This is a genomic window from Citreicella sp. C3M06 (assembly GCF_018860705.1).
Lineage (GTDB): Bacteria > Pseudomonadota > Alphaproteobacteria > Rhodobacterales > Rhodobacteraceae > Salipiger.
Genome location: NZ_JAHKQA010000002.1, coordinates 115,352 through 140,697 on the forward strand (window position 1 = coordinate 115,352; position 25,346 = coordinate 140,697).

A 25,346-nucleotide genomic window follows, 5' to 3' on the forward strand; every position below is an offset into this window, starting at 1 on the left:
GCAGCGTCGCAGCACCCTGCGATCGCCGAGCTCGCCGCTGCGACTTTATGGTGCGTTGCCGGGTGAAGCTCAGCGAAGAGTGATCTGGCGCGGCAAGGACGACAGCGGCTCGGCTCCGGTCGCGGTGACAATCACCGTTTCCGACACGCCCACCGTAAAGCGGCCGTAGTCGCGCAGGGTAATGGGCAGGTGAAACACCATGCCGGGCTCGAGCGCCGTGTCGACACCGGTAAAAAGCGACAGGATCGCGCCCTCGCCCCAGTCCGGCGCAAAGGCTGCGCCCATCGAGTAACCGGCGCGCTTGCGGAAGGCGGCGGTGAAGCCGGCGGCGTCGATGACTTGCTGCGCTGCCTCGTGCGGGGCGCAGCAGGGGCGGCCCGGCAGCATTGCCGCAAGCGCCGCGTCAAGCGCGCGCAGGCTGGTGTCCATCATGCGCTGCGCAGTCTGCGGCGGTGTACCCATCCAGACCGAACGCATCAGCGCCGCGTGATAGCGATCATGGCTTGCGGCCAGTTCGAGAAACACGCCGTCGCCCTCTGCAAGCAAGCGCCGCCGCCAAGTGGCGTGCGGGATGCCCGAACGCGGACCCGAGCTGACCAGCGGCTCCATCGCCATCGCTTCCGATCCGGCATTGATCGCGGCGGCAGTCATCGCGGCGGCGACGGCGTTCTCGCTGACCCCGTCACGGCAGGCATCGATCGCAGCGGCCATACCGGCCTCGGCGTAGCCTGCCGCCAGCCGCAGCGCCGCCAGTTCGCGTGGCGATTTCACCGCGCGCAGCGTCTCTGTCCAGCCCGAGCCGTCGAGCAGGCAAATTCCGGCAAGCGTGGTCTCGATCCGGGTCATCATGTCGGGGCTAACGAACCAGCCCGTGCGCTCGACGGCAAGGCGCTGCACGCCCTGCGCGCGCACCAGCGCCGCCAGCGCCGTCGCCGGATCCTCGCCATCCTGCCAAGTGCGGATGTCGTCGAACCAGACATCGGCGCGGGCTCCGGTTTCCTCCAGCTGGCGGACCAGCAGCACCGGCGCGCCTTCGGCAGGCACAAGCAGCGCCTGAAAGGCGAAATAGCCTGCGGTCTGGCGCCCGGCCGCCCAGAAGATATTTTCGGGGCCGGTGAGCAGCAGCGCATCGGCGCCCTCTGCCCGGATGCGCGATTGCAGCGCTGCGGCGCGGGCGCGGAATTCTTCGGCGGGAAAGACGGCGGCGCTGCCCGCAAGCGGGGCGGCGGGGGAAAGGATCTGGGTCATGGGGCCTCAGGAAGTGTTGAACGTGCCGAGGAAACGCGCCCGGACGTGATCGAAATGCCCGGCCATCCGGGCCGCGGCGCGCTCTGCGTCATGCGCAGCGACGGCGTCGATGATGTCGACATGCTCGCGCGCCTGATCGACGAAGGTATCATAGGTGCGGGTCAAAGAGCAGCGCCGGGCAATGCCGCGCTGCTCGTCAAGGATCGCTGGCAGCAGCTCGAGCCGGGCCGCCCGGGCGATGGCGCGGTGAAAGGCGCCGTCTGCCTCCCAGAAATCATCGAAGCTGACCGGTGCGCCGTCGACGATGGCCTGCATCTGCGCCCGGATCTCGAGCAGCTCGCGGGTGGCGCCAAATCCGGCGGCACGGCCTGCGGCGGCGGCTTCAAGCTTCTGGCGCAGCTGCACGATCTGCAACAACTGCTCGACCGTGACAGAGCGCACCAGCACCACGCCATTGCTGAGCCGGTCGACCATCCCCTCGCTTTCGAGCCGGGAAATCGCCGCTCGCAGCGGCGTGCGAGACAGGCCGAGCGTTTCGGTCAAGGCGCGCTCCGAGAGCACCGTTTCGGCGGGAATGCGGCCCGAGACGATGTCGCCGCGCAGCCGGGCATAAGCGGTTTCGGCAAGCGTCGCGCCGCTCATTCGCTGCTCTCCTTTGCGATGGCGAGGAACACCGCCGCCACGGCGCGGGCAAGATCGGCCTCGTCCATCGCCTCCTCCGGGCAGTGGCTGCCGTTCCAGTTGCGGATAAAAACCATCACGCTGTCCCAGCCAGCGGCCCCGAAGGCGGCGGCGTCATGGCCACCGCCCGACAGCATGCGTCGCGGGCTGTCACCCTGCGCCTGCGCGCCGCCAGCGACAAACTCGGCCATCCTCTGCGACAGGCTTGCCGGGGCCGAACGGCTTTGTGCGCCAAGATTGAAGCGGATGCCCGGACGGGCGGCCTCGATGCGGGCGATCTCGGCCTTCAGCGCCGCATCGGCCTCTGCCAGCGTCGCCACCTCGTCCGAGCGCAGGTCAAGGCAGAAGCCCGCCTGCCCCGGCACCTTTGCCATGGCGTGCTGCGGCGAGGCCGCGTCGAGCTTGCCGAAGGTGACGGTCAGGTCATGGCCCGCCTCGAGCATCCGCGCCCAGACGGCATCCATCGCGAGGATCAGCTCGGCGATGGCCACCACCGCATCGGCGCGGCTGGCGCGCGGCGCGCCGCCCGAATGCGCCCAGATGCCATGCAGCTGCGCATCGCGATAGCGCAGCCCCCCGCGCACCGCATCGACGATGGCATAGGGCTCGCCTGCGTCGTGCAGCACCGGGCCCTGCTCGATGTGGAATTCGAGGAAGCGGGCCGGAGCGGGCGCCGCCAACCTGCGGACAGCCTCGGGGTCGAAGCCCTCCATCGTCATATGCTCGGCCAGCGTCAGGCCGGTGTCAGAACGTCTGGCGTCGAAATCCTCGGGGTTGAGACGGCCCAGACCGGCGCGCGATCCGGCGTAAGAGACCGGGAACCAGACGCTTTCCTCGGCGCGGGTCACCGTGAGGACGATATCGCAGGCCGGAGTGATGCCCTCGGCGCGCAGCGCGGCGATCACCGCCAGCGCGCCGATGACGCCCGCCTGACCGTCGTAAGCGCCGCCTTGGCTGACCGTGTCGAGATGCGAGCCGATATAGAGCGGCGTGGCGTGACGCGCGCCCCCCGGCAGCGTGGCGAACAGATTGCCCGCCGCGTCGCGCCGGATGTCGCACCCCAGCGCGCGGGCTTCTTCCTCGATCACCGCATGCGCAGCGCTTTCTAGCGCGCTGTAAGAGGGCCGGGTCCAGCCCGGGCCGTCTTCGGTGATCGCATTCACGCGGGCAAGCACGCGCGAAATGATGTCGGCAATGAGCGCGCGCGGCGGGGTCAGGGTCAGGGTCTCGCTCATGCGCGGGCCTCCGTCGCCTGTTCGGGACCGACCGGGGTCAGGACGGTCTCGGGCACGCCGCCGGTCAGCGCGGTGATGACATGGCCCGCCGCGCCAAGGGCGACCCGGCGCAGGGCCTCTTCGGTGGTGCCGCCAAGGTGCGGCGTGAAGATCACGTTGGAGAACGCCGCCAGCGGACCGGTGCCCGCCCCATGGCTGTAGACGTCAAGCGCCGCGCCGCCACATTGGCCACTGGCCAGCGCCGCAGCAAGCGCGGCCTCGTCCACCAGCTCGGCGCGCGCCACGTTGACCAGCTGCGCGCCGGGCTTCATCGCATCGAAGCGCGCGGCGTTGAACATGTGATGGGTTTCGGGGCGCAGCGGCGTGTGCAGCGTCACGAGGTCGACCTGCGCCAGCCCGTCCTCGAGCCTGTCGACGCGGGCGAAGCTGCTGACGTTTCGCGCGCGCGGCGAATGCACCAGAACCTTCATGCCGAAGGCGGCGGCGGCCATCTGCCCGAAGCGGCTGCCGATGCTGCCCCAGCCGACGACCAGCGCGGTCTTGCCCGAGAGTTCGCGGAAGCGCGCCGACTCGCGAAAGCCCGGCGTCCCGGCACGTTCCGAGCGATCGGCAGCGTTCACCCCGCGTGCCAGCGCCAGCGCAAGGCCAAGCGTCAGCTCGGCCACCGATTGCGCGTTGGCGCCGGGGGTGTTGGCAACCATCACGCCGCGTTCGATCGCGGCGTCCTTGTCGACGGCATTGTGCCCGGTGCCATGCACCACCACGGCGCGCAACCGGTCGGCCGCTTCGAAGGCCGCGCGCGGGAATCCGGCATCGCGGGTGATCGCGGCATCGCAGCCCTGCACCGAGCGGGCGATGCTGGCGGCATCGGTGCCACTGCAGGGAACCGGCTCGATGCCATGGCTGCGCAGGAGGGCGAGCCCGGCGTCATGCACGGGCTGAACGATGAGGCATTTCATGTCCGGAGGGCCTTTTCAGTGGGGGCGGGCAGCACCTTGTCAAGATGCGCAAAGATGGCGTCGCGGGCGTGGTCGAGATGCGCGCCCATCAGCGCGGCGGCCTCGTCGCGCTGGCCCGAACGCAGTGCCGAAAGCAGGGCGAGGTGCTCCTCGCAGCCACGGGCAAAACGCTCGGGCACGACGCGGTGATCGAAGATGCAGGTGCGCATGTGCAGGTCCTGAATGACCTTGGCGGCGGCGGCATTGCCGGCGGCCACCGCGATCGCCATGTGAAAGCTCTGGTCGACATGCCATTGCAGGTCGTCCTCATGCGGGCCCTTTTGCATCAGCGCCCGCACCTCGGCTTCAAGCGTATCGATCTGCTGCGATGTCAGCCGCCCGGTGGCCGCGCGCACCGCATCTGGTTCAAGGGTGCGGCGCAGGAAGAAGATCTCATCGATTTCCTCTGGATTGATCCGCCGCACCCGCATGAAACGGCCCGCCTGCTCGGCCAGCCCCTCGCTGCGGATCCGGGCGATGGCCTCGCGCACGGGGGTGCGGGACATATCGAGATCGGCACAAAGCCGGGTTTCCTGCAGCGTATCGCCGGGCTTCAACGCGCCTTCGAGAATACGCTTGATCAGCTCGCGATACGCGGTCGCCGCAAGGGTCTTGCCGCTCATTGCGCCATATCCTTTGAAGGTTCCAGATCGCGGCCCATCACCGCCTCGGGCTCGACGATACTGCCTGCCAGATTGCACGACAGCAAAAACCCCGAGCTGAGCGTCATCCCCGTGGCGGGAACCAGCGATGCCAGAACCTCGCGCAGCCGTGCCCGTTCGGCAAGCAGGATATCCTCGGCCTCATCGCGGCTCACCACTTCGAATCGCAGGTCGGCCCCGGTCGGCAGCTGCGCGAGACGCGGCAGATCGGCCGTGGTCACCGTGGCGATCTTGGGATAGCCGCCGGTGGTCTGCGCGTCGGCCATCAGCACCATCGGCTGGCCCGAGGCGGGCACCTGAATGGCCCCCGACACGATGCCATCCGAGACAATGTCATGGCCGCGCATGGCGGGCAGGCTCGGGCCGTCCAGCACCATGGCCATGCGGTCACGCTGAGCCGAGATGCGAAAGCGGGCAGTTTCGAGCTGCGCGAGAACTTTGGCCGAGAAGTAATCGTCCTGCGGGCCAAGCACGACGCGGATCGCACGCTCGGGGGCGTTCGGGCCGGGGCGGCTCGCCGGGTCGCGCGGACGCAGGCAGGGGGCAGTTTCGTCCGCGTCGCCAAGCGGCAGTTGGTCAGCGGCCCGCAGCGCGCGGCCCTCGAGCCCGCCGAGCGCAAAGCGCAGATGCGTGGCGCGGGCCCCCAGCACTTCGGGCACGGCGATGCCGCCAGAAACCGCGATGTAGCCCCATGTCGCGCCCTTGAGCGCGCCGATTTTCACCACCTCGCCCGCCTCGACCGCATGGCTCTGGCCTGCGGACAGCAAGCGCTCGCCGATGCGGATATCACAGTCGCCGCCCGTCACCGCGAGGCGCAGCGCGCGGCCCGCCCGGAAGCTGCCGCCGATGGCGGTGAATTCCAGCGCCGCAGCAGACAGGGGATTGCCGCAAAGCGCGTTGGCAAGGTCCATCGCCGGGCGGTCCATCGCCCCGGCAGCAGGCACGCCAAAGCGCTTGCGCCCGTGGCGACCGTGGTCCTGCACCGAGAGCATCGGGCCGGCACTGAGAATTTCCAGACTCATGGCGCGGCCTCCGGCATTGGCATGCTCTCGCCCGACGCGATCGCGGCCGCGATCTCGGCGCCTTCGGCGGCACTCACAGGCACAAAGTTCAGCCGATCCCCCGCGGCAAACAGAAAGGGCTCGGCGCGGGCGGGATCAAAGGCCCGCCACGGCGTCCACCCGACAAAGCGCCAGCCCGAAGGGCCGGTCACCGAGTTGATACTACCCTGCTGGCCGCCGATGCCGACGGCCCCCGCCGGGATCGACTGGCGCGGCTTGGGCAGGCGCGGCGTGTGCAGCGCCTTGGGCAGCCCTCCAAGATAGGCGAAGCCCGGCGCGAAGCCGATCATGTAGACCCGGAACTCTGCGGCGCTGTGTATCTGTATAAGCTCATTCGGCGTGAGCTGCTTTTCGCGGGCGAGATCTTCGAGATCAAGCCCGACCTCGCCGCCATAGACCACCGGCACGCGCCAGTGGCGGGCCGACCCTGCGCTTACCTTTAGCTGCGCGATACGCTCCGCCAGCGCCGCTTCCAGCGCCGCTCCACGCAGCAGCGCCGGATCATAGCTCACCAGCAGCGAGCGGTATGTCGGCACACATTCCAGCACGCCCTGAATTGGGAAATCAGACAGGCTTTCGGCAAGCGCGATGACCCGGCGATTCACGTCCGCGTCGATGACATCCCCGAATTGCACCGCCAGCGCGCAATCGCCAACGCTCAGGAAAGCCGGGACGATTTCGGGCCCGCCGAGGCCGTGCTGCGCGCGCTTGCTCATTGAAAAACCTGTTCTGCCTTGCTTGCCTTTTCAGTATACCACTTGTATCCGTAGTGCAATCGGGCAAACGACCACCCCGACCCGGCGGCTCTGACACGCCGCACGACAAGACCCACGAACACACCCCGGGAGGAAGCGAATGACGGTCACCTTGGACCTCAACTGCGACATGGGCGAGAGCTTTGGCGCCTATTCCATCGGCGACGACGCCAAGATGCTCGAAACGGTGACAACCGCGAATGTCGCCTGCGGCTTTCACGCCGGGGATCCGGTGGTCATGCGCCGCACCATCCAGCTTGCAAAGGCGGCGGGCGTGGCGGTTGGTGCGCATCCCTCGTTCATGGATCTTTACGGCTTTGGCCGGCGGCGAATCTCGGGCGAGCGGCCCGAGGATCTCGAGGCGCAGCTGATCTACCAGATCGCCGCGATGCAGGGCATGGCCGCAGCCGAAGGCCATGCGATGACCCATGTGAAGACCCATGGCGCGCTTGGCAACATGGCCGCGACCGATCCGGAACTGGCCGCCATCTGCGCGCGCGCCGTCGCCGCGGTGGACCGCTCGCTGGTCTATGTCTCGCTGCCCTATTCGGAAACCTACACGGCCGCCGAAAAGGCCGGGCTCCGTGTCGCCTGCGAGATCTACGCCGACCGCAGCTACACCGATACCGGTGAGCTGACCCCGCGCAGCCAGCCCGGCGCGGTGATCCATGACATCGCGCAAAGCACCGAGCAGGTGCTCGAGATGGTGCTGAACAAGCGCATCCCCACCACCGGCGGCAAGCGCCTGCCGGTCGAACCAGCGACCCTGTGCATTCACGGAGACACCGACGGCGCGCCGCAGATCGCCGCCGCGCTGCGCAAGTCGCTGGAAGAAAACGGCGTCACCATCGCCCCCTTTGCCGCCCCCGGAAGAGCCTGACCCATGTCCAGAATTGTCTACCTGAATGGCCAGTGGCTGCCCGAAGACGAGGCCAAGGTGTCGATCTTCGACCGCGCCTTTCTTATGGGCGATGCCATTTACGAGGTCACCTGCGTGCTCGACGGCGCGCTGCTCGACTACGCGGGCCACGCCGCGCGCCTGCGCCGCTCGGCGGCCGAGCTTGGCCTTGTGCTGCCGCTTGACGATGACGCCCTGCTGGCGGCGCATCACGAGATCGTCGCCCGCAACGACCTGCAAAGCGGCATGATCTACCTGCAGCTCAGCCGGGGTGTCGCCGAGCGCGACTTTGCCTTCCCGCCCGAGGGCACCGAGCCGACGCTGGTGATGTTCACCCAGGCCAAGGACGTGCTGGTCAACCGCGCCGCCGAGACCGGCATTTCCGTCGCCCTGCTGCCCGATCTGCGCTGGGGCCGCCGCGACATCAAGACGGTGCAACTGCTCTACCCGTCGATGGCGAAGATGGAGGCCAAGGCGCGCGGCGCCGATGATGCATGGCTCGTCGAGGACGGCTTCGTCACCGAGGCCAGCGCCGCCACCGCGCATATCGTCACAGCAGAGGGCAAGCTCGTCACCCGCGCGCTGTCGCATGCGCTGCTGCCCGGCGTGACCCGCGCCGCGATCCTCGCCCTTGCCGCCCGGCACGGCGTGGAGATCGAGGAACGCGCCTTCACCCCCGACGAGGCGCGCAAGGCCCGCGAAGCCTTTATCACTTCGGCGACCAATTTCGTGGTTCCGGTGGTGCGCATCGACGGCGAGGTGATTGGAGACGGCGCCCCCGGCGCGTTGACCCGCGAGCTGCGCGCGCAATATATCGCCTCCCGCCGCGCCACCGCGCTCGCCCCCGCCTGATCTCCCGTTCAGCCCCTGCCGCAGCGATGGCCGGGGCTGTTTGCAACGGCCCGACACGGCCAATCCAGGACTTTTCCCATGAGCCAGTACCTTGCCAGCCGCATGGCGGCCGTGCGCCCCTCTCCGACCATCGAGCTTGCGCTGAAGCTGCAGCAGATGAAGGCCGAGGGCCATGACATCATCAGCCTCGGACAGGGCGAACTCGACTTCGCCACGCCCGAGCATATCTGCGACGCTGGCATCGCCGCGATCCGTGGCGGCCAGACCAAGTATACCGCCAGTTCGGGCACCCCGGAGCTGAAGGCCGCGATTGCCGCCAAGTTCCAGCGCGACAACGGTCTGACCTTCACGCCCGCGCAGATCATCGCTGGCAACGGCGCCAAGCAGCTGGTGTTCAACGCGCTGATGGCGACGCTGGACGCGGGCGACGAGGTGATCATCCCCGCGCCCTACTGGGTCAGCTACCCAGACATGGTCAGCCTCGCCGGGGGCACGCCGGTGATCGCGCCCTGCACTGCCGCGCATGGCTGGAAGCTTACCCCCGAAACGCTGGCCGCCGCGCTGAGCCCAAAGACCAAATGGGTGCTGCTGAACTCGCCGAACAATCCCACCGGCGCGCTCTATTCCGAGGCCGACATCGCCGCTCTCTGCGAGGTTCTGGCCGATCACCACACGCTGATCATGGCCGATGACATCTACGAACTGGTGGTGCACAAGGGCAGCTTTGCCACGCCCGCCAAGGTCGCGCCGGCGCTGGCCGATCGCATCCTGACGGTGAACGGCGTCTCTAAGGGCTACGCGATGACCGGTTGGCGCCTCGGCTATGCCGCCGGGCCGGACTGGCTGGTCCGGGCGATGGACATTCTGCAATCGCAGAGCACCTCGAACCCTTCTGCGATCTCGCAGGCGGCCACCGTCGCCGCGCTGAGCGCCCCCGCAGATTTCCTGCCCGAGCGCAACGCCCGGCTGAAAGCGCGCCGCGACAGGGTGATGGCCGCCATCGACAAGATGCCCGGCATCTCCTGTGCAACCCCGCCCGCCAGCTTCTATGTCTTCCCCGATTGCTCCGGCCTGTTCGGGGCGCGCACCCCCGAGGGCAAGGTGATCGAATCCGACATGGACGTGGCCGATTTCCTGCTGACCGCGGGCCGCATCGGCGTGGTGCCCGGCTCGGCCTTCGGCACGCCGGGCTACCTGCGCATGGCCTATGCGCTCGATGACGCGCGCCTTGACGAGGCGATGGCGCGCGCCATCGCGGCGCTTGAGACCGTTCAGATGCCCATCGCGGCCTGACGCCGCCCGATACCGATTCCGGCCGCGCAGGACGCACGGCCGGCTGCCCATTTTGCACCGAGGTTCCCCGCAATGCCCCTTCTCACTTCGCATGCCCGCGGCGTCTACGTGATCGCCGTCACCCCCTTCACCGAGACCGGCGAGATCGACTGGAACAGCCTCGACCGGGTGGTGGATTTCTACTTCGACAAGGGCGCCGACGGCCTCACCATCCTTGGCATGATGGGCGAGGCGCCCAAGCTGACGCAGGCCGAAAGCCGCGCCATTGCCGAGCGCGTCATCAAGCGCGCCGAGGGCAAGCCCGTGGTGGTCGGCGTCTCGGCCCCCGGTCTTGCCGCCATCGGCGAGCTGGGCAAGGCGGTGATGGACATGGGCGCCGCTGGCTGCATGGTCACCACCCCCGGCAGCCTGAAGACCGACCCGCAGATCCACGGCTACTTTGGTCAGGTCGCCCGCACGCTTGGGGAGGGCGTGCCGATCGTGCTGCAGGATTTCCCGCTGGCGACCGGCGTGCATATCTCCGACGACGTGCTGGGCCGGATCATCGACGACGTGCCGCAGGTGGTCATGCTCAAGCACGAGGACTGGCCGGGCCTCGCCAAGATCACCAGATTGCGCAAGGCCGAGGCCGAAGGGCGCCGCCGCATCTCGATCCTTTGCGGCAATGGCGGAGTTTTCCTGCCCGAAGAGATGGCCCGTGGCGCCGATGGCGCAATGACCGGTTTCGGCTACCCGGAGATGCTGGCAGATGTTGTGCGCCACGCCGCTGTCGGTGATATGGACAGGGCGCAGGATCTGTTCGATGCCTATCTGCCGCTGGTACGCTACGAACAGCAGCCGGGCGCCGGACTGGCGGTGCGCAAATATGTGCTTGCCAAGCGCGGTGCCATCGGATCTGCCGCGCTGCGCGCCCCGGGTGCTGGACTGGCGCCCGAGGCCATCGCCGAGGTCGAGCAACTGCTCGCCCGGCAGGACAAACGACTGAAGGAGCTGAACTGATGGATCTGGGACTGAAGGGCAAGACCGCGCTGGTGCTCGGCGCGAGCCGTGGCCTCGGCGCCGCGAGCGCGAAACTGCTGGCCGCGGAAGGCGCGCATGTGATCGCCGCCTCGCGCAGCGGCGAGGCCCCCGCGGACGGCATGGAAGGCGTCAAGCTCGACCTGTCGGACGCCGACAGCGTTGCGGCGCTGATCGAACGGCTCGCTGCGCAGCCGGTCGACATTCTGGTCAACAACTGCGGTGGCCCCGCCGCTGGTCCCGCCAAAGGCCAGAGCAGCGCCGCATGGCAGGCCGCCTTCGAGGCCATGGCCACACCGATCTTTGCCATCACCGATGCCGCCCTGCCCGGCATGATCGAAAAAGGCTGGGGCCGTGTCGTCACCATCGGCTCTTCAGGCATCGTGCAACCCATTCCCAACCTCGCGCTGTCGAACGGCGTGCGCGGCGCGGTGGCGGGCTGGTCGAAAACCCTCGCCGAGGAAGTGGCGCCGCATGGCGTGACGGTGAACATGGTGCTGCCGGGGCGCATCGCCACCGACCGTCTTGCGCAGCTGGACGGCATCAAGGCCGAAAAGACCGGCGCCGCGCTTGACGCCGTGCAAGAGGCCAGCCGCAAGACCATCCCGGCGGCCCGCTACGGCACCCCCGAAGAGTTCGGCGCCATGGTCACCTTCCTCTGCTCACAGCAGGCGGGCTATGTCACCGGCTCGATGATCCGCGTCGATGGCGGGATGATCCGCGGACACTAAGAGCATCCGCTGCCGCAACGAGACGCGGCAGCGGCTTTCCCGCTCCCTTCGGGCGGATTCAGGTGGCGCGCCAATCCTCGGGCGAAGACCCCGAAGCCTTGGCAACGAGTGGAACACGCGCCTGTGCAGATAGGCCGCTACCGACTTAATGGCGACGATGCGACAGCGGTCTGGGCAATACCGCGGAATGGTGCCTGCGCGGGCATCCCCCCGATTGGCGCAGGCTGTTTCACAGGTTTTGCAGACCGACAAGGCCCCGGTCCGCGAATGCATTGGCACGCCCGATACAGGATCGCCCCCTCACGGCGCGGCGGGGCGGTCGCGCCTCGCAATACCTTCAGGATCTGCGAAGCGCAGCCACGTCTTGACCAAGTGCACGATCAAAGCGCACCAGCTTGGGTCACACGGCATTTTCCATCCGGCTTATGCTGACAGCCTCCAGCGTGCGATCGACAAGGCTGGCGAAGGACAAAGTCTTGGGGCGGCGCATGTAGGTGATGATATCACCGGCCAGCAACGGCGCGCTCCAGCGCGCGTCGATCGCCCCGCTGCCGTGCCGCAAGCCCAGCACACACAGCATCTGTGCCGCGTTGCAATCCACATCATGGCCGATACCGCAGAGGATGGTCAGCGTTCGGTCGAAATCGTCACCTCCGAACCACAGGGCGATGATCTGTGCCGCCGCGTTGGGATAGGCGTGGATCCAGTTGTAGTCGCGGTAGCGCTCATCACAGACAGCCCAGGCGGTTTGCCAATCGGGCGCAGACCGGCACTGCGCCAGCGCGTGCCGGATCACCAAGCCATATTCGGTGGATTCAGGGATGATCGCGACGCAACGCTCGATCAGCTCGTGCAGATCGCCGGGGGCAAAGGCCATCGCGCAGAGCACCGCGTTGAAGACTTCGCCGAGAATGCCGTTGCCCGCATGGCTGATCTGCGCATCCATCCATGCCAGCCGGGCGGCCTCCTGCGCCCGCCCCGGCATCACCATGCCGCAGATCGCGCCGCGCATCTGGGCGCCGATCCATTCGTCAAAGGGGTTGTTGGCTTTCCCCGACATCGGCGGCATCACCCCCCGGCGCAGATTGTCCAGCGCCACCCCCTCGGCCGACCAACCCAGCGGAATCATCCCGACCCAGTTGCTGGCGATGTCGCCAGACGTCATGGCAGCCCCGTGCGCGAGATAGGTCTCGAGAAAAGCCAGCTCGAACGTAATATCGTCATTATAGGTATTGGGCGGTCGCAGATAGCCGGTGACCGGGCCAAAGCTTTCGGCGATCTGCGCCGCAGAGTACCCCTCCAGCGCGGTGCCAGCCGCCGCGCCGACCAGTTGCCCCAGCCAGCCAGCGCTGATCTTGTCCGGCAGGCTCGCCTGCGCCACCGCCATGTCTGCAGGCCAGTCGACAGCGGCGGCGAAACTGTCCCAATCGGCAAAGCGGGTGGTGGTCTGTGAGCGATGCGCCGGATCGGGACGCGCCGCGCGCATCAGGGCCCGCAGCTGCATGTCGATGCGCAGCAGGGCCTCCATGTCGCCGGTCCGTGCGGCATCCAGCCCCTCTTGCAACAAGGGACCGTAGTCGCCCAGCACGAAGCCCTTGTTTTCCAGCGACTGCAACGCCCCGGCCATCAGGCATTCGGGCGCGCCAGACCCCGGAGCGTTCGAGGCCCAGAACTGCATCAACTCCGTGTCCTGAGCCCGCATCAGATCCGATGCATCCCAGGTCTGTTCTTCTTCGTCGCGCAATCTTGGCGCGGTCTCGCGCAACAGATGTGCGGTATAGTCCGCCGCTCTCATAATGCACCTCTCATATGTGCAATGGCTGGTGTTTTGATGCCGGTCCCGCCTAGACTCGCCGCACGCGAAAGGGTGGCGACACGATGCGCAAGCGGGTCACGATCAGAGATGTGGCAAAGGCTGCCGGTGTGTCGCTGGCCACCGTTTCCTATGTGATGAACGATCTCGACAAGGTTTCGCCAGAGGTCGACCGGCTGGTGCGGCGCGTGGCTCGCGATCTGGGCTACGCGCGCAACCGGGCGGCTGCGTCGCTGAAGACAGGGCGTCACAACGTGATTGGCTGCATTCTGCCGACGCTTGTCAGCCCGATCTTTCCCGAAATCGCCGAAGCGGTTCAGAGCCATGCCGAAACCAAAGGGTTGGCGACGCTCTTGATCAACTCGGGCGATACCCCGCTGCGCGAGGCAAAGGCGTTGCGCATGCTGGCCGATCATGGCGTGGACGGAGCAATCGCGGTGCTGCATCCGGGCTTTGACGCCGAGGGCCAGCGCCCGCCGTTTCCGCTGGTGACCCTCGACAGCCCCCTGCCCGGCCACGACTGCCTTCAGGCGGATCACGTCGGCGGTGGGCGGCTGATCGCGGAACATGCCCGCCGGTTGGGACATCGCCGCATCGGCTTGCTGTCGGGGGACGAGACGGTTGCCTCCAGCCGCGAACGACGGCGTGGTTTTCTGGAGGCCGCCGCCGGTCAATGCGAGGTGGTCTGGGAAGAAACCGTGCCGCTGACGGCCAGCCTCGGCCCAAACGCGCAGCGCAGTCTGGCCCGGCGCGATGTGTCGTTGGTGGTCTGTGTCAACGATCTGGTGGCGATCGGGGCGCTGTCGGCGCTGCGCGATCTGGGCATCGATGTGCCGGGCGAGGTGTCGGTGATCGGTTTCGACGACATCGGCCTCAGCGCCTGGCCGCTGATCGGGCTGAGCACCGTGCGCCAGTCGGTGGTCGATCTTGGTCGCGGTGCCGTCGAGCGGCTGCTCGGGCGGATCGCTGGCGACAGCTCTGCGCCCAGCACCATCGTGCTGCCGGTCAGTCTGGTGGAACGGGCGACGACGGCGGCTCATCCCGCCTCCCCGGAGGATCTGGCCAGCAACCGGTCGCGCAGCGTGGCAAGGAAGGGAATATCGCGGAACTGATCGGGCTGGATCATATCCCAGTCCACCCCGGCTGGCACGATGTCAGAGGGCGGCACCCGGATCAGTTCGGCCTCGGTGGCGATCATGGTCAGCGGGCTGTCATGGGCCATCATCGGCACCCGCTCGGCAGCGACCAGTTGCGATGAATGCACGAGGGTGACCATCGGCGTGTCCGGCCCGATCTTGCCAAGCTCGCGGAAAATGCCGGTTTCGAGATCGGCGAACCCCGCGCCCTTGCCTGTACGACCGCCCGCGCGCGACACCGCGACCGACCCCAGAATGCTGAAATCCAGCGGCTCCACCTCGTCGAACTCGATCCGCTCGCCGTGGATCATGTAGCCCTCGGCGGTGGCGGCCAGCTCGAAACTGACGCCCTTTTCGATCAGCTTTTGCGGGTCGAGCCGCAGATAGGGGAACGCGCGCGTCAGGGCTGGCACCGGCACATAAAGCACCTTGCCAGCGTAGAGCGCGCGCAGACGGATCGGAATCTGCGGCGGATCGGGGTTGCATTTGACCGTCCGGGCGGCCTGCCACTCCGGCGTGCGCGACAGGTGATAGGCGGCCATGTCGGCCCCGGCAAAATTGGGGATGTTGCCCTTGGCCGGGCCGACGGCGATCCCGGTCTCGTCCAGACTGGACCAGATCTCCTCGCGCAGTTGCTGCTTTGGCGGGCTCCGTTTTGCCCAGGTCTCGGCGTTGCTCCACATGGTCACACTCCTGCTTGCGCGGGCGCTAGTCGCGCGCCGCTGTCAGTGTCAAAAACTCCGGTCACGCTGCCTGGCAGCACGTAGACCAGCTGCCCCGGATCCGCCAGCGCCCCGGCGCCGCGCACCAGCAGCGCGGGCGTTCCGGGGGCCGCACCGTCGATCGCCACATGGGCAAGCCGTTCGCCCCCCATGTATTCCACCGCCTTCATCCGGCCCGGGATCGCGCCGGGCGCAGGCTCTGCCAGCAGCCGCAGGGTTTCCGGGCGCAGGGCCAGCCGCGCCGGTCCCCGCAGGCCTGACAGGGCCGCGGCTGCCGGGCCGGTGGGACGCCAGAGCGCGCCGCAAAGACGGATCGCCCCGGCCTCTGAATGCGGTTCCACCGACAGAAGGTTGGCAGGCGGGCTGCCGAGAAAACCGGCGGCAAAGGCCGAGGCAGGACACTCATAGAGTCGCTCGGGCGGGTCGATCTGCAACAGCTCGCCCCCGTCCATCAGCGCCACCCGGTCGGCCAGAGTCAGCGCCTCGACCTGATCGTGGGTGACCATCACCGTGGTCAGCCCGGTGCGTTGGTGCAGCTCGCGCAGCTCGACCCGGACCGACTGGCGCAACACCGCATCGAGGTTCGACAGCGGCTCGTCCAGCAGCAGCAGCCGCGGCTTGATGGCGATGGCGCGCGCGATGGCGATGCGCTGTTGCTGGCCGCCCGACAGCTCGGATGGGCGGCGCGCGCCATAGTCACGCATTGAAACCGTGTCGAGCGCCTCGTCGATGCGGCGCGCGGCCTCGGCGCCGCCAATACCGCGCATCTCAAGCCCAAAGCCGACATTGCCGCGCACGTCCATATGCGGAAACAGGGCATAGTTCTGAAACACCAAGCCGATATCCCGCTCCCAGGCCGGACTGCGGGTGATGTCGCGGCCATCCAGCACCAGCGCCCCGCGGTCCGGCTCCAGCAGCCCGGCGAGAATGCGCAGCAACGTGGTCTTTCCCGAACCGGACGGGCCGAGCAGCGTCAGAAACTCACCCCGGGCAATCTCCATGTCGATACGGCGCAGCGCCGTGGCGCGGCCATAGCTTTTGGCCACGTCCCGGATCGTCAGATAGGCGGTCATGTCCGCAGGGCCTTTCTGCTGAAGAGTTCGCTCAGCGCCACCACGATCAGGATCGAGGCGATCACCATGGTGCCGATGGCCAGCGTCGTCGGGTCGATCCCCTGCCCGCGCAGCTGCGAATACAGCCGCACCGGAAAGGTCATCCAGCTGGACCCGGCGATGAAGGTCGACACGATCACATCGTTGAACGAGATAAAGAACGACAGCGCCGCCGAGGTCGCCAGTCCCGGCAATGCCAGCGGCAGAGTGATCCGCGCAAAAGCCCGCCACGGCCGCGCCCCCAGCGACCGGGCCGCCAGTTCCAGCCCCGGATCGATGGCCGACAGCGTCGCCAGCATCACCCGCACCGAGAACGGCAGCGTAAAGGTGGCATGCGCCAGCACCAGCCCCGGCAGCGTGCCGCCGATCCCCAGCCACGCATAGATCTGCAACAGGGCAATCGCCCAGATCACCAGCGGCAAGGTCAGCGGCGCCAGCAGCACCATTTCCAGCGCCGCGCGGGATTTCAGCGCGCCGCGTTGCAATCCCAAGGCTGCGGCGGTGCCAAGCGTCACCGAGATGATCGTCGCCAGCAGCCCCACCACGGCGCTGTTGAACAGCGAACTGCGGTACTCGGCGCTGGCAAAGGCGGCCCGGAACCAGCGCAGCGACAGCTCACGCGGCGGAAAGCGAAAGAACTTGCCGTCGTCGAAACTGGAAAACACCAGCACCAGCAGCGGTGCAATGGTGAACAGAACCACGAGGATCGTGAAGCCCGATAGCGCGAACCGTCTCATGACCTTGCCCCACGTCGCAAGACCAGCACCGCCCCGCCAAGTGCCGCCATCAGCCCCAGCATGACCATCGCCAGCGCCGAGGCGAACGGCCAGTCCAGCACCAGACTGGCCTGCTGCCAGGTCATCGCGGCAAAGGTGGCGATCTTGCCCTGCCCCAGAATTTGCGGCGTGACAAAAGAGGTCAGCGACGCGCAGAACACCAGCACCGACCCCGCAATCAAACCGGGCGCGGCCAGCGGCAGCACCACGCGGCGCCACACCTGCGCCGGGCGCGCGCCCAGCGACTTTGCCGCCTCTTCATAGCTCGGCGGCAGCCGGTCCAGCACGGCCACCAGCGGCAGCACCATCATCGGCAGAAAGGCCTGCACCAGCCCGATCAGGATACCGGTCTGGGTGCCGAGCAACGGAATCGACCGGTCGATCAGCCCAAGCGATTTCAGCGTGCCGTTGACGATCCCCAGCGGTGACAACAGGTTCACCAGCCCCAGCGTCGGCAACAAAGCACCGCAGACAATCGGCAGCAACATCACCGCCATGGTCAACCGCCGCAAACGCCCGGCCCGGCGGGCGATCCAGAAGGCAACCGGAAACCCAAGGACCACAGACACCGCCACCGTGACCAGACTGAGCCAAAGCGTCCGTCCCAACCCGCGCAGATAGTAGCCATCGGAAAAGATCCGCTCGTAGTTCACCAGTGTCGGCGTGGGGTCAACCAGCAGCGTGCCGTTCGGCTGCGACCAGAAGCTCATCGCCACCAGCAACGCAAACGGCGCAAGGAAGACGCAGGCAATCAGCGCCACGCCCGGCGCTGTCAGCCAGCTTGCAGGGCCGCGCGCAGTCATCGCGCGGCCCCGGTTGATGTCACAAAGCGCGGGTTCACTGCCCCAGCACGTCCTTGTTCCAGCGCTCGGTCCAGTCGGAGCGCTGCGAGATCACATAGGGCCAGTCGAGTTGCAGCAGGCTTTCGACTTCTTCGGGCGTGTTGATCGTGTCGGCCGCGGCTTGCGCGCTGAGCACGGCCTTGGAGTTGGTCGGGCCGAACAGCAATTCCTCAGCATAGGCCTGCTGCGTCTCCGGGCTGAGCGCCAGCTCGATGAACATCGCTGCCAGTTCCGGGTTCGGTGAATTGGCCACCTGACAGACCATGTCACGCACCAGCACCGGGCCGGGATCGGTCGGGAAGGCAAAGCCGATGTTGTCCCATTCCTTCAGAGCCGCCAGCACATAGCCGGAAATCATCGGCGCCATGGCGACCTCGCCGGCGTCCATAAGGGCAAACACCTCGTCCAGCGAGGTGTAGTTCAGCGCCGGGGCTCCCAACTCGCGGACCTTGGCAAAGGCGGTGTCAGGGTCGTGCTCGTCGCTGCCTTCCAGCCGCGCGGCGACACCCAGCAGGCCATCTCCTTCGGAACTGGGATAAGGCGCCATGGCGATCATACCCTTGACCGCCGGATCCCACATGTCGGCCCATTCAACGGGCTCCTCGACCAGATCCTTGTTATAGGCGATGCCCAGACCGACCAAGGACATCGCATAGCAGCCATCGTTCATGCCGCTCCACAGATCGCTGTAGATGGGCGAAGATTCGTCGGGGGCCATCACCAGCCCGTCGGCCAGCGCTTGCGGGGCCTCGTAGATGTTCTGAAAGGTCACATCCATGGTCGGGTTGGATTTCTCGGCGTACATTTTCGCCATCCGGTCGCCGGATCCGCCCAGCAGGAACTCGACCTTGGCCCCGGTCTTTTCTTCCAGCGGCCGGGCGGCGTGTTCGCGCAGCAGCCGTTCGATGTCCCCACCCCAAGTGCCGACAACCAGCGTCTGCCCGGCGAAGTCCTGTGCTGTCGCAGCGCCGCTCAGCGCAAGGCTCAGCGCCGCGACGCTCCAAGTGGCTTTCCAGTTCATTCTCATTGCGCCTTCCATTCCTGTTGATGCCGGACCTGATCCTGTGACCCGAACTCACCCGTACTTTCCGGAGTCGCTAAACCGAATTCGCCTGCATGTGCGCCGGCCTGTCTCATGGGCGTGAATTTTGACCGCATGAACCGAAACCTGCCCACTGCATGGGCGCAATTTAAACGTTTACACAACCGAATTCACGACATCCATAGCTCTGTGCTGCGCTGTCGCATGATCGGGTGATGCACTGGCTAGGCAGGCATTTCAACAACATGGTGCGACAGCGAAAGGCGCAACCGTTTTCCGAGAAAAAGTTGTCGCTTACACAGTTCCTCTCGGCCGTGCAGAAGCACCCGGTGTGCATCGTTGCAATGCAGGCCCGCTCGATCGCTCACCGTTGCGCGCAGTTTGCCGCCCGCGGGCACGCGCTGCACCTCATCGCCCCGGAGTTCGTCAAGCCGTATGTGACGCACCGAAAGAATGACATGGCTAACGCGGAGGCGATCGCAGAAACGGGCAACGGACGCAAGGTGATCAATGCCTTGCGACGACATCTCACTGACAAGGGACGTGAGGCCGTCGATATGCTTTGGGCTGTTCTGGAACCTGGTCACGAGCGGGTGCAGGATCTTCTGCCTGCCCATCGTCATATGGCGGAACGCTGACTTGACCAGCCCAGTGACCTGTCACGTCGGGCTGCCGATCTTGTTGCACAGATTGCGGCGACGAGCAGCCGATCCAGCTTTTCTGCCCGCGTACAAAAGATGCCGGAAACCGGCCCTATTCCCACGATGGAACTGACGGCTTTCGCTCCACCGAGGCTTTCAAGCACAAATTGGGTGACGGCGAACTGCCCCTTTCTCCAGAAGGACCAAGCCGCTCCGTGGCGTTGGCGCTCGTCCGTGAGGTCGGCGCATTTTCATGCTTTTTCCTTGTCGCAGGGCGTTTTGGCAAAACTACCGCCTGAGGTGTGGCTCTCCCTCACCCCACTGACGTTATGCCACGCGAACGATCTGGGCAGTGCCGAGTGCGTTGAAACGGTTTATGAGCGCGATGCGGATGTGGATTTCGGTGGTCTGGTCGCGGGCAGCGATGGTTTCGCCGGAGGCCTTTAGGCCGCGCATCCACTGGCCGGCAGGGCATTGCGCAGCGATGTCCCGAGAGGCTTTGCTTTGATGCGGCTGCGCACGTGGCATCCCGTCCATCGCTTCCAGAAGGCTCGGCCATAGTACCGGATGGCCCGAAGAGTTTAGTTCCTGGTAACCGCGGCCAGGCAATCTTCCTTCCACGATCGACCAGTCTTGCGGATCGGGATGATCGGGACCGCATCGCGCGCGAGGATTGCTGTATGGCAACCTCTTGTGTCGTAGGCACCATCCATTGCCCGGCAGGCGACTGCGAAGCAATCGGCCGTCATGGTGCCGATGTTCTCGCCGACGAGGATTTGCTCCGGCAGGTCTGGCAGGGCCGGGCTGTCACCGTCTCGGCTGGATGTAAACTCCACCGCCCGGATGTCGGAGGTCGTAGCATCCTTCGCCAGGTGAACCTGACGCCATCGACGGCGGCCATGAACACCGTGCTTGCGGGCTTGCCACGCGCCGTCACCGAAGAACTTGATCCCGGTGCTGTCCACGAGCAAGTTGAGCGGCCTTTCTGTGCGTCGATACGGGATTTGGACGGCCAACGTCTTTTGCACTCGGCAAAGCGTCGTGTCGTCAGGCACCTCCCAAACCAGCTCCGCCAAACTGAGCAAGCTGGCGACCCTCCCGGTTGTCTGCCGGAGCGGCAGCTTAAACAGCACCTTGATCCCCTCTCGGGACATTGTTGCACTATGCCCTACCGGGCAGTGGATCAACAGCGACCCACGCTTCCTGAGCGCATCGTTTAGCTCGACCACTTGGCCGTGCGGTAGCGGGCGGGTGATGGCTTACTCATGCCGGCCACTTAACCACATGGATGCGCGATGTGGATTCTGCAACGGCAGAATTCTGCAACATCGCCCCTTGTAATTAAGGCCGACGAACCGTGTGGCGCCCAAATCATCCGGGCTAGCAAAGGTTATGCCCGAGGGGCTACCGAAGCCGGTGGTGAAATCCACGGTTTCCTTGACAAAGGTCGAATGCGCGGTGTGGAACAGCGTGAAGGCCATGCTTTCGGCCACGGCCTGCGCGTGGTTTTCCAGCACTTTGAGGGTGACCAGTCCTGCGCCACGATGGCACCGGAATAACCTATAGTATTATAAAGGTGGTTTGGCGGACAGCGCTAGAATCGCTGCTCCTGAAGCCTGAACGTAACGTCTCGCAGGCTCGAATGATTGCAAACAAAAAAGAAAACGACGCTGTATTAATTGGAGCTGTCGGTGCGCATTCATGTCTCGGCTGCCCAAACGGCGAGTATGAAAGCCGTGGACAATGCGGCCACGACATTATGAAACCGCTTGCCAAAGACCTTTGCAAACCCTGTCCCATATTCTCGCGCGAGGCAAAGACCATGATTGGCGGCGGCGGGCTATCAGGTCACATCTTGACCGGCACCACATCAACGCGTCGTACAGCCGGGTCGATCACGCAATAGGCCCCGAGCAGCTGTGGCAGCAAATGTGTGGTGACGTAATCCGCCACGAAACGCGTTGGGGCGGCCAGCGTGACCCGTCCGTCTTGGTGCTCCATCTCGGAAAGCTGTTCGTACCATGCGCTTGCCTGCGCCGGGAATCTGGAGCGGAGGTCTGCCAGAACCTGCCCCCAGACCCCCTCGGTGGTCTCACTGCGGGCGCGCGGCTGAAACGGGATGACCTTGGGATCGCCCGAGGCGTCAGCCTCTGCCCCCCCTGCCCCGCCGTGGCGTTCCTGCATCCGCGCCGCAAAATCCGGGCCGATGGTCTGCCAGGTTTCTGTGGTTTCATCCAGCAGCGCCTCGAGGTTCAGCGCGTAAACCGTGACCCGGCCCTTGACCCCGGCGCGCTTGACCTCAAGCCAGCCAGCGCTGCGCATCTTGGCAGTCTCACGCTTGACCGTGCGTTCATCCACCGCCCAGAGCCGCGCGATCTCGGCGCGCCCGATTGACAACTCGTTGCTCTGCCAGTTGTAGCGCGTGGTGATCAGCACCATGAGCCGTAATACCAGCCGCTGCCGGTGCTTGTCACCGGCCAGCGCGGCCACACCCAGAGCCGAGAGAATATCGTATTTCAGGGCCGGCGCCTTGCGCCCGACCGGTTTTGCCACCTGCATGACCTGCTCCGCCTCGTTGCCGGCTTTGTCCGGCGATATGCCCGAGTTTCCTGCGCCTGCCAACGCTTTTCCGAGCTTGCCGACGATTTGCGTCCAACGTTGCGATTCTGTCAAGCCGTGACGAAGCCTGAGCCGCTTCGGGTCTTGCCGCAGTCCCCTTTAAAAAAGGAATCTGGTGAAGGAATAGGTGATGGGGGTCATTCAGTATGTCCCCTTATTGCGCCTAAATGTCCCCCTATCCGTCGCCGAAGTCTCCGAAGCGGCCCCCTATATCTTGGCGCGGGATCAAGATTTTAGCCTCTTGGCGCGGGGACGGAGGCGAATCGAGGCAAAGCCCGGTGCCCGGTGCCTGTCTTACCCGTGGGTAAGAGCCCCCTGCCCTGCATGACAAAGCATATTAGGTTTTGCGTCAAAGGCAAATAAAGCGTAAATCAGGAAAAAACAGCAAAACCCGTCCTGCGAGGCACAGCATGTACACCCACGAAGATTTGGATACACTCCAGAAGCGCTCCTTGAAACTGCAAGGCTGGATTCGCCAGCAGACCTTTTCGCCGGGTCTGGAAAAGACCCTGCGGCGGTTTTCGTCCTGGGAGGTCTCAGAGCTGATCTTTCGCATCAACCAGTCGACCTTTCGCGGCAAGCTGGCCGCCGACCCCTCGCTGCCCGCTGGCGAAGTCGAACAGGAGGGCCGGCAGCGCTGGTTCTCGCTGGATGAGATAAACGAGCTGCGGCGGCGGCTGAAGATCAGCAAGCGCAGCCTGATGCCCTATCGTCCCGCCGGGAAGCGGGCCATCCGCGCCGCTGTCGCTAACTTCAAGGGCGGCGCTGGCAAGTCTACCGTGGCGCTGCACTTTGCCCATGCCGCGGCGCTTGATGGCTACCGGGTGCTGGTGGTCGACTTCGACCCTCAGGCGACCCTGTCGCATTCCCTTGGGCTGACCGACGTCGGCGAGGAGCACACGGTCTGGGGGGTCATGGCCCGCGATCTGATCCGCGAGACCGAGCGGATGAATCGTGGCCCGGTTGGCGCCGAGACCGGCGCCGCCCTGCCCCAGCGCCACCTGCCCACGACGATCACCGAGCTGGGCCTTGGTGGCCTGCGCATCGGTGACTTCATCAAATCGACTTCCTGGTCGACCATCGACGCGATCCCATCCTGCGCCAACGCCGCCTTTGTGGAATTCGCCAGCGCTCAGTACCGGCACCTGAACCCGGACTGGTCGTTCTTTGCCGCGGTGTCCCGCTACCTCGACCAGATCCCTGACGACAGTTATGACCTGATCCTCTTCGATTGTCCGCCGGCGATCGGGTATCAGTCGATGAACGCGGTCTTTGCCGCCGACGTTCTCTACGTGCCCTCCGGACCGGGGTATTGGGAATATGACTCGACCACCTCTTTTGTCGGTCAGCTTTCCGAAGCTCTAGAGGATCTCTCGGCCGGCTTCGATGGCACCTTACCCACGGGTAAGATTTCCCTGCCCAAAGCCTTCTACGATATCCGCTTCCTGCTGACCCGCTACGAGCCGGGCAACGATCTGCACCGCGCCATGCAGGATGCGTTCCGCAAAGTCTGGGGCGAGCATGTTACCGAACACCCGGTCGAGATGACCCGCGCGGTCGAACAGTCCGGCCGCTTTCTGAACTCGGTCTACGAAATGGATTACCGCGAGATGACCCGAGAGACCTGGCGCAGAGCGCGATCGACATTTGACTTGGCCTACGACGAATTCCGCCAGACCGTGCATGACGCGTGGGAGCAGATGGAGGCTGACCAATGAGCAAGAAACGCAGAATGTTCGACATCGACATCCCCGACGTCGGCTCCATGGATGTGGGCAAGGTGCCAGACCGCACGCTGCGGCGCGGGCCGATGGCGTCGGCGATTTCCGAAAACGCCAGTTCGCTGCGCGACCGCAAGCAGGTCGAAGATGACATTCGCGCCGAAAACGACCGCCTTGCCTCGGAGTTCGTGCGGCTGAAACGTGAGGGGTTGATCACCGACCGTATCGCCCTGGACTCTGTCGTGACCGAACGGCTGGTGCGAGACCGCAAGCCCGGCGAAGATGATGAACTCGAAGAATTGAAACTGTCGATCCGCGAGGTCGGCCTGTCGAACCCGATCCGGGTCGAGGCGCGTGCCGACGGGCGCTATGAACTGATCCAAGGCATGCGTCGTTTGATGGCATTTCGGGCGCTGCTCGAGGATACCGGAGATGCCGGGTTTGCCACCATTCCGGCCGGCATCGTTCCGGCCGAGGCTGTGGCGCAGACCAGCTATCGCCGCATGGTTGATGAGAACCTCGTGCGCAAGGATATCTCTTTTGCAGAGATGGCCAGTCTTGCGCGGCGCTATGCGGATGATCCGGCCAATGCCTGCCCCGAGGTTTCGGATGCGGTGGCGACCCTGTTCAAATCCGCCAGCTACACCAAGCGCAGTTACATCCGCGCCTTTGCCGAATTGCTGATGCGGCTGGACAAGGTTCTGGAATATCCGCAGGACATTCCGCGCAACGTCGGTGTGGAGTTGAAGCGGCGGATGGATCGCGACGAGGCGCTGTCGGCACGGGTCTCTGCGGCGCTGCGCGCCGAGCCCGAGCGCGATGCGGCCCGTGAAGTCGAGATCCTGCGCAGCTTCGTTGAGGCGCCGGCGGTCTTACCCACGGGTAAGAAATCGGCAGCCGCGACGCGGCCGCGTCAGGCCAAGACCACCTTCCAAGTGCCGTTCAGCAGCGGTGTCGCCAAGTGCAGCGCTTCGCACGGGCGGTTGGAACTGCGCGAAGATCGTGATTTTTCGGCTATTGATCGCCGCAAGCTCGAACTTGCGATTGTTGCGTTTTACGAGGCGCTGGAAACCTGACGACGCGCGGTCTTACCCACGGGTAAGATCTGCGTGAGACGCGGCACTGATGAGTGTTAAACCCGGAGGTGGTGGTTCAGCCCCTCCGGGTTTTTCGTTTGGGGCCAGTTTCGGTCGCGGTGCAAGTCTGCGCTGCGCATCAGCCCGAAATCTGGGCCTCAAAGCCGATCTTGATCAACTCTATCGAACGTCAGCCTTGTCGCCTTGATAGCTCCTTTCCAGCACCGTGGTCGGGACAAACACGGCTGGAAATGCAGGCATCAATCGCCGCCTGCGCCATCCAGTTGACTGTAAGCGATGGGCGGTGACCTGGTCCCTTGTTCATCCTGCTGGTGCCTCGTTCATAATGAGAGTTTGGAGGTTGGATTTGGGTATTCTGGTTCCCCGTCTGGCGCAAGCGCGCCGGGCGCGGAGC

24 protein-coding genes and 1 pseudogene are annotated in these 25,346 nt (G+C 65.7%); 9 read left to right on the forward strand and 16 right to left on the reverse strand.

The genetic code is table 11. The features are described from left to right. Nucleotides 1-69 precede the first annotated feature (69 nt). The 7 genes from KO516_RS00550 to pxpB are packed head-to-tail and all read right to left on the reverse strand — an operon-like array spanning nt 70 to nt 6,601. On the reverse strand, nt 70-1,248 hold the full coding sequence (locus KO516_RS00550) for a Xaa-Pro peptidase family protein (RefSeq protein WP_216001847.1): 1,179 nt from the start codon (nt 1,246-1,248) through the stop codon (nt 70-72). A gap of 6 nt (nt 1,249-1,254) precedes the next feature. Beyond that, entirely contained in the window at nt 1,255-1,890 is a 636-nt protein-coding gene (locus KO516_RS00555) for a GntR family transcriptional regulator (RefSeq protein ID WP_216001848.1), read from the reverse strand. Further along, nucleotides 1,887-3,164 (reverse strand): Zn-dependent hydrolase, encoded by a 1,278-nt coding sequence (locus tag KO516_RS00560; RefSeq protein ID WP_216001849.1) that lies wholly within the window; start codon nt 3,162-3,164, stop codon nt 1,887-1,889. The genes KO516_RS00555 and KO516_RS00560 overlap by 4 nt, the downstream gene beginning before the upstream one ends. Then, nucleotides 3,161-4,123 carry an NAD(P)-dependent oxidoreductase gene (locus KO516_RS00565; protein ID WP_216001850.1) on the reverse strand — a complete coding sequence of 321 codons (963 nt, stop codon included), beginning with the start codon at nt 4,121-4,123 and terminating at the stop codon, nt 3,161-3,163. Before KO516_RS00565 ends, KO516_RS00560 begins: the two co-directional genes overlap by 4 nt. After that, nucleotides 4,120-4,785, reverse strand: coding sequence for a GntR family transcriptional regulator (locus KO516_RS00570; protein ID WP_216001851.1), 666 nt, complete (start codon nt 4,783-4,785; stop codon nt 4,120-4,122). Before KO516_RS00570 ends, KO516_RS00565 begins: the two co-directional genes overlap by 4 nt. Next, nucleotides 4,782-5,846, reverse strand: a complete 1,065-nt coding sequence (locus KO516_RS00575) for a biotin-dependent carboxyltransferase family protein (protein ID WP_216001852.1) — start codon at nt 5,844-5,846, stop codon at nt 4,782-4,784. Before KO516_RS00575 ends, KO516_RS00570 begins: the two co-directional genes overlap by 4 nt. Beyond that, entirely contained in the window at nt 5,843-6,601 is a 759-nt protein-coding gene (gene pxpB / locus KO516_RS00580; protein ID WP_216001853.1) for a 5-oxoprolinase subunit PxpB, read from the reverse strand. The genes KO516_RS00575 and pxpB overlap by 4 nt, the downstream gene beginning before the upstream one ends. Nucleotides 6,602-6,740: 139 nt before the next feature. Here pxpB and KO516_RS00585 point away from each other — a divergent pair, with 139 nt between their 5' ends. The 5 genes from KO516_RS00585 to KO516_RS00605 all read left to right on the forward strand — a co-directional run bounded on the left by KO516_RS00585 (nt 6,741) and on the right by KO516_RS00605 (nt 11,431). Further along, nucleotides 6,741-7,520 (forward strand): LamB/YcsF family protein, encoded by a 780-nt coding sequence (locus tag KO516_RS00585; protein WP_216001854.1) that lies wholly within the window; start codon nt 6,741-6,743, stop codon nt 7,518-7,520. A 3-nt stretch (nt 7,521-7,523) separates the two neighbouring features. After that, nucleotides 7,524-8,390, forward strand: coding sequence for a D-amino-acid transaminase (locus KO516_RS00590; RefSeq protein ID WP_216001855.1), 867 nt, complete (start codon nt 7,524-7,526; stop codon nt 8,388-8,390). Between the two features lie 78 nt (nt 8,391-8,468). Continuing rightward, a complete protein-coding gene (locus KO516_RS00595; RefSeq protein WP_216001856.1) occupies nt 8,469-9,683 on the forward strand; it encodes a pyridoxal phosphate-dependent aminotransferase in 1,215 nt (404 codons plus the stop codon). Between the two features lie 72 nt (nt 9,684-9,755). Then, nucleotides 9,756-10,682 carry a dihydrodipicolinate synthase family protein gene (locus tag KO516_RS00600; RefSeq protein ID WP_216001857.1) on the forward strand — a complete coding sequence of 309 codons (927 nt, stop codon included), beginning with the start codon at nt 9,756-9,758 and terminating at the stop codon, nt 10,680-10,682. Beyond that, nucleotides 10,682-11,431: an SDR family oxidoreductase gene (locus KO516_RS00605; RefSeq protein WP_216001858.1), complete on the forward strand. Its 750-nt coding sequence runs from the start codon at nt 10,682-10,684 to the stop codon at nt 11,429-11,431. The genes KO516_RS00600 and KO516_RS00605 overlap by 1 nt, the downstream gene beginning before the upstream one ends. A gap of 400 nt (nt 11,432-11,831) precedes the next feature. Here the strand turns inward: KO516_RS00605 and KO516_RS00610 are convergent, their stop codons facing one another. Next, nucleotides 11,832-13,226 (reverse strand): ADP-ribosylglycohydrolase family protein, encoded by a 1,395-nt coding sequence (locus tag KO516_RS00610; protein WP_216001859.1) that lies wholly within the window; start codon nt 13,224-13,226, stop codon nt 11,832-11,834. 83 nt (nt 13,227-13,309) lie between these two features. On the opposite strand from KO516_RS00610, the gene KO516_RS00615 reads away from it, so the two are divergent. After that, complete coding sequence (locus tag KO516_RS00615) at nt 13,310-14,356, forward strand: LacI family DNA-binding transcriptional regulator (RefSeq protein ID WP_216001860.1); 1,047 nt, start codon at nt 13,310-13,312, stop codon at nt 14,354-14,356. Here the strand turns inward: KO516_RS00615 and KO516_RS00620 are convergent. From KO516_RS00620 to KO516_RS00640, 5 genes are read right to left on the reverse strand one after another with little or no spacing between them, the layout of a single operon-like run. Next, complete coding sequence (locus tag KO516_RS00620; RefSeq protein WP_216001861.1) at nt 14,281-15,063, reverse strand: 5-formyltetrahydrofolate cyclo-ligase; 783 nt, start codon at nt 15,061-15,063, stop codon at nt 14,281-14,283. The two genes, KO516_RS00615 and KO516_RS00620, sit on opposite strands and share 76 nt — an antisense overlap. Nucleotides 15,064-15,065: 2 nt before the next feature. After that, nucleotides 15,066-16,175 carry an ABC transporter ATP-binding protein gene (locus tag KO516_RS00625; protein ID WP_216001862.1) on the reverse strand — a complete coding sequence of 370 codons (1,110 nt, stop codon included), beginning with the start codon at nt 16,173-16,175 and terminating at the stop codon, nt 15,066-15,068. After that, entirely contained in the window at nt 16,172-16,951 is a 780-nt protein-coding gene (locus KO516_RS00630) for an ABC transporter permease (protein ID WP_216001863.1), read from the reverse strand. Before KO516_RS00630 ends, KO516_RS00625 begins: the two co-directional genes overlap by 4 nt. Beyond that, nucleotides 16,948-17,793 carry an ABC transporter permease gene (locus tag KO516_RS00635; RefSeq protein ID WP_216001864.1) on the reverse strand — a complete coding sequence of 282 codons (846 nt, stop codon included), beginning with the start codon at nt 17,791-17,793 and terminating at the stop codon, nt 16,948-16,950. The genes KO516_RS00630 and KO516_RS00635 overlap by 4 nt, the downstream gene beginning before the upstream one ends. 34 nt (nt 17,794-17,827) lie before the next feature. Beyond that, on the reverse strand, nt 17,828-18,853 hold the full coding sequence (locus KO516_RS00640) for an extracellular solute-binding protein (protein WP_216001865.1): 1,026 nt from the start codon (nt 18,851-18,853) through the stop codon (nt 17,828-17,830). Between the two features lie 236 nt (nt 18,854-19,089). On the opposite strand from KO516_RS00640, the gene KO516_RS00645 reads away from it, so the two are divergent. Then, entirely contained in the window at nt 19,090-19,512 is a 423-nt protein-coding gene (locus tag KO516_RS00645) for a hypothetical protein (RefSeq protein ID WP_216001866.1), read from the forward strand. Nucleotides 19,513-19,842: 330 nt separating this feature from the next. Here KO516_RS00645 and KO516_RS00650 read toward each other — a convergent pair. The 3 genes and pseudogenes from KO516_RS00650 to KO516_RS00660 form a co-directional block, all read right to left on the reverse strand. Beyond that, a pseudogene (locus tag KO516_RS00650) lies at nt 19,843-20,782 on the reverse strand (IS5 family transposase). Beyond that, on the reverse strand, nt 20,775-21,032 hold the full coding sequence (locus KO516_RS00655; protein WP_371742007.1) for a hypothetical protein: 258 nt from the start codon (nt 21,030-21,032) through the stop codon (nt 20,775-20,777). Before KO516_RS00655 ends, KO516_RS00650 begins: the two are co-directional and overlap by 8 nt. 331 nt (nt 21,033-21,363) lie before the next feature. Then, nucleotides 21,364-22,074 (reverse strand): DnaA N-terminal domain-containing protein, encoded by a 711-nt coding sequence (locus tag KO516_RS00660; RefSeq protein WP_216001867.1) that lies wholly within the window; start codon nt 22,072-22,074, stop codon nt 21,364-21,366. 470 nt (nt 22,075-22,544) lie between these two features. On the opposite strand from KO516_RS00660, the gene KO516_RS00665 reads away from it, so the two are divergent. Together KO516_RS00665 and KO516_RS00670 are read left to right on the forward strand one after the other, a co-directional pair. Then, nucleotides 22,545-23,852, forward strand: a complete 1,308-nt coding sequence (locus KO516_RS00665; protein WP_216001868.1) for an AAA family ATPase — start codon at nt 22,545-22,547, stop codon at nt 23,850-23,852. Further along, the gene (locus KO516_RS00670) at nt 23,849-24,931 is read left to right on the forward strand and encodes a ParB N-terminal domain-containing protein (protein ID WP_216001869.1); all 1,083 of its coding nucleotides are present in this window, start codon (nt 23,849-23,851) and stop codon (nt 24,929-24,931) included. The genes KO516_RS00665 and KO516_RS00670 overlap by 4 nt, the downstream gene beginning before the upstream one ends. Nucleotides 24,932-25,346: the final 415 nt, after the last annotated feature.

Bases quoted from the DNA above. Each gene is read 5' to 3' on its own strand.
- KO516_RS00620 (WP_216001861.1), bottom strand. From the start codon at position 15,063: ATGTGGAGCAACGCCGAGACCTGGGCAAAACGGAGCCCGCCAAAGCAG.
- KO516_RS00585 (WP_216001854.1), top strand. From the start codon at position 6,741: ATGACGGTCACCTTGGACCTCAACTGCGACATGGGCGAGAGCTTTGGC.
- KO516_RS00660 (WP_216001867.1), bottom strand. From the start codon at position 22,074: ATGCAGGTGGCAAAACCGGTCGGGCGCAAGGCGCCGGCCCTGAAATAC.
- KO516_RS00555 (WP_216001848.1), bottom strand. From the start codon at position 1,890: ATGAGCGGCGCGACGCTTGCCGAAACCGCTTATGCCCGGCTGCGCGGC.
- KO516_RS00635 (WP_216001864.1), bottom strand. From the start codon at position 17,793: ATGACTGCGCGCGGCCCTGCAAGCTGGCTGACAGCGCCGGGCGTGGCG.
- KO516_RS00605 (WP_216001858.1), top strand. From the start codon at position 10,682: ATGGATCTGGGACTGAAGGGCAAGACCGCGCTGGTGCTCGGCGCGAGC.
- KO516_RS00610 (WP_216001859.1), bottom strand. From the start codon at position 13,226: ATGAGAGCGGCGGACTATACCGCACATCTGTTGCGCGAGACCGCGCCA.
- KO516_RS00625 (WP_216001862.1), bottom strand. From the start codon at position 16,175: ATGACCGCCTATCTGACGATCCGGGACGTGGCCAAAAGCTATGGCCGC.
- KO516_RS00590 (WP_216001855.1), top strand. From the start codon at position 7,524: ATGTCCAGAATTGTCTACCTGAATGGCCAGTGGCTGCCCGAAGACGAG.
- KO516_RS00600 (WP_216001857.1), top strand. From the start codon at position 9,756: ATGCCCCTTCTCACTTCGCATGCCCGCGGCGTCTACGTGATCGCCGTC.
- KO516_RS00560 (WP_216001849.1), bottom strand. From the start codon at position 3,164: ATGAGCGAGACCCTGACCCTGACCCCGCCGCGCGCGCTCATTGCCGAC.
- KO516_RS00665 (WP_216001868.1), top strand. From the start codon at position 22,545: ATGTACACCCACGAAGATTTGGATACACTCCAGAAGCGCTCCTTGAAA.
- KO516_RS00575 (WP_216001852.1), bottom strand. From the start codon at position 5,846: ATGAGTCTGGAAATTCTCAGTGCCGGCCCGATGCTCTCGGTGCAGGAC.
- KO516_RS00670 (WP_216001869.1), top strand. From the start codon at position 23,849: ATGAGCAAGAAACGCAGAATGTTCGACATCGACATCCCCGACGTCGGC.
- KO516_RS00640 (WP_216001865.1), bottom strand. From the start codon at position 18,853: ATGAACTGGAAAGCCACTTGGAGCGTCGCGGCGCTGAGCCTTGCGCTG.
- KO516_RS00570 (WP_216001851.1), bottom strand. From the start codon at position 4,785: ATGAGCGGCAAGACCCTTGCGGCGACCGCGTATCGCGAGCTGATCAAG.
- KO516_RS00630 (WP_216001863.1), bottom strand. From the start codon at position 16,951: ATGAGACGGTTCGCGCTATCGGGCTTCACGATCCTCGTGGTTCTGTTC.
- pxpB (WP_216001853.1), bottom strand. From the start codon at position 6,601: ATGAGCAAGCGCGCGCAGCACGGCCTCGGCGGGCCCGAAATCGTCCCG.
- KO516_RS00595 (WP_216001856.1), top strand. From the start codon at position 8,469: ATGAGCCAGTACCTTGCCAGCCGCATGGCGGCCGTGCGCCCCTCTCCG.
- KO516_RS00615 (WP_216001860.1), top strand. From the start codon at position 13,310: ATGCGCAAGCGGGTCACGATCAGAGATGTGGCAAAGGCTGCCGGTGTG.
- KO516_RS00550 (WP_216001847.1), bottom strand. From the start codon at position 1,248: ATGACCCAGATCCTTTCCCCCGCCGCCCCGCTTGCGGGCAGCGCCGCC.
- KO516_RS00645 (WP_216001866.1), top strand. From the start codon at position 19,090: ATGCACTGGCTAGGCAGGCATTTCAACAACATGGTGCGACAGCGAAAG.
- KO516_RS00565 (WP_216001850.1), bottom strand. From the start codon at position 4,123: ATGAAATGCCTCATCGTTCAGCCCGTGCATGACGCCGGGCTCGCCCTC.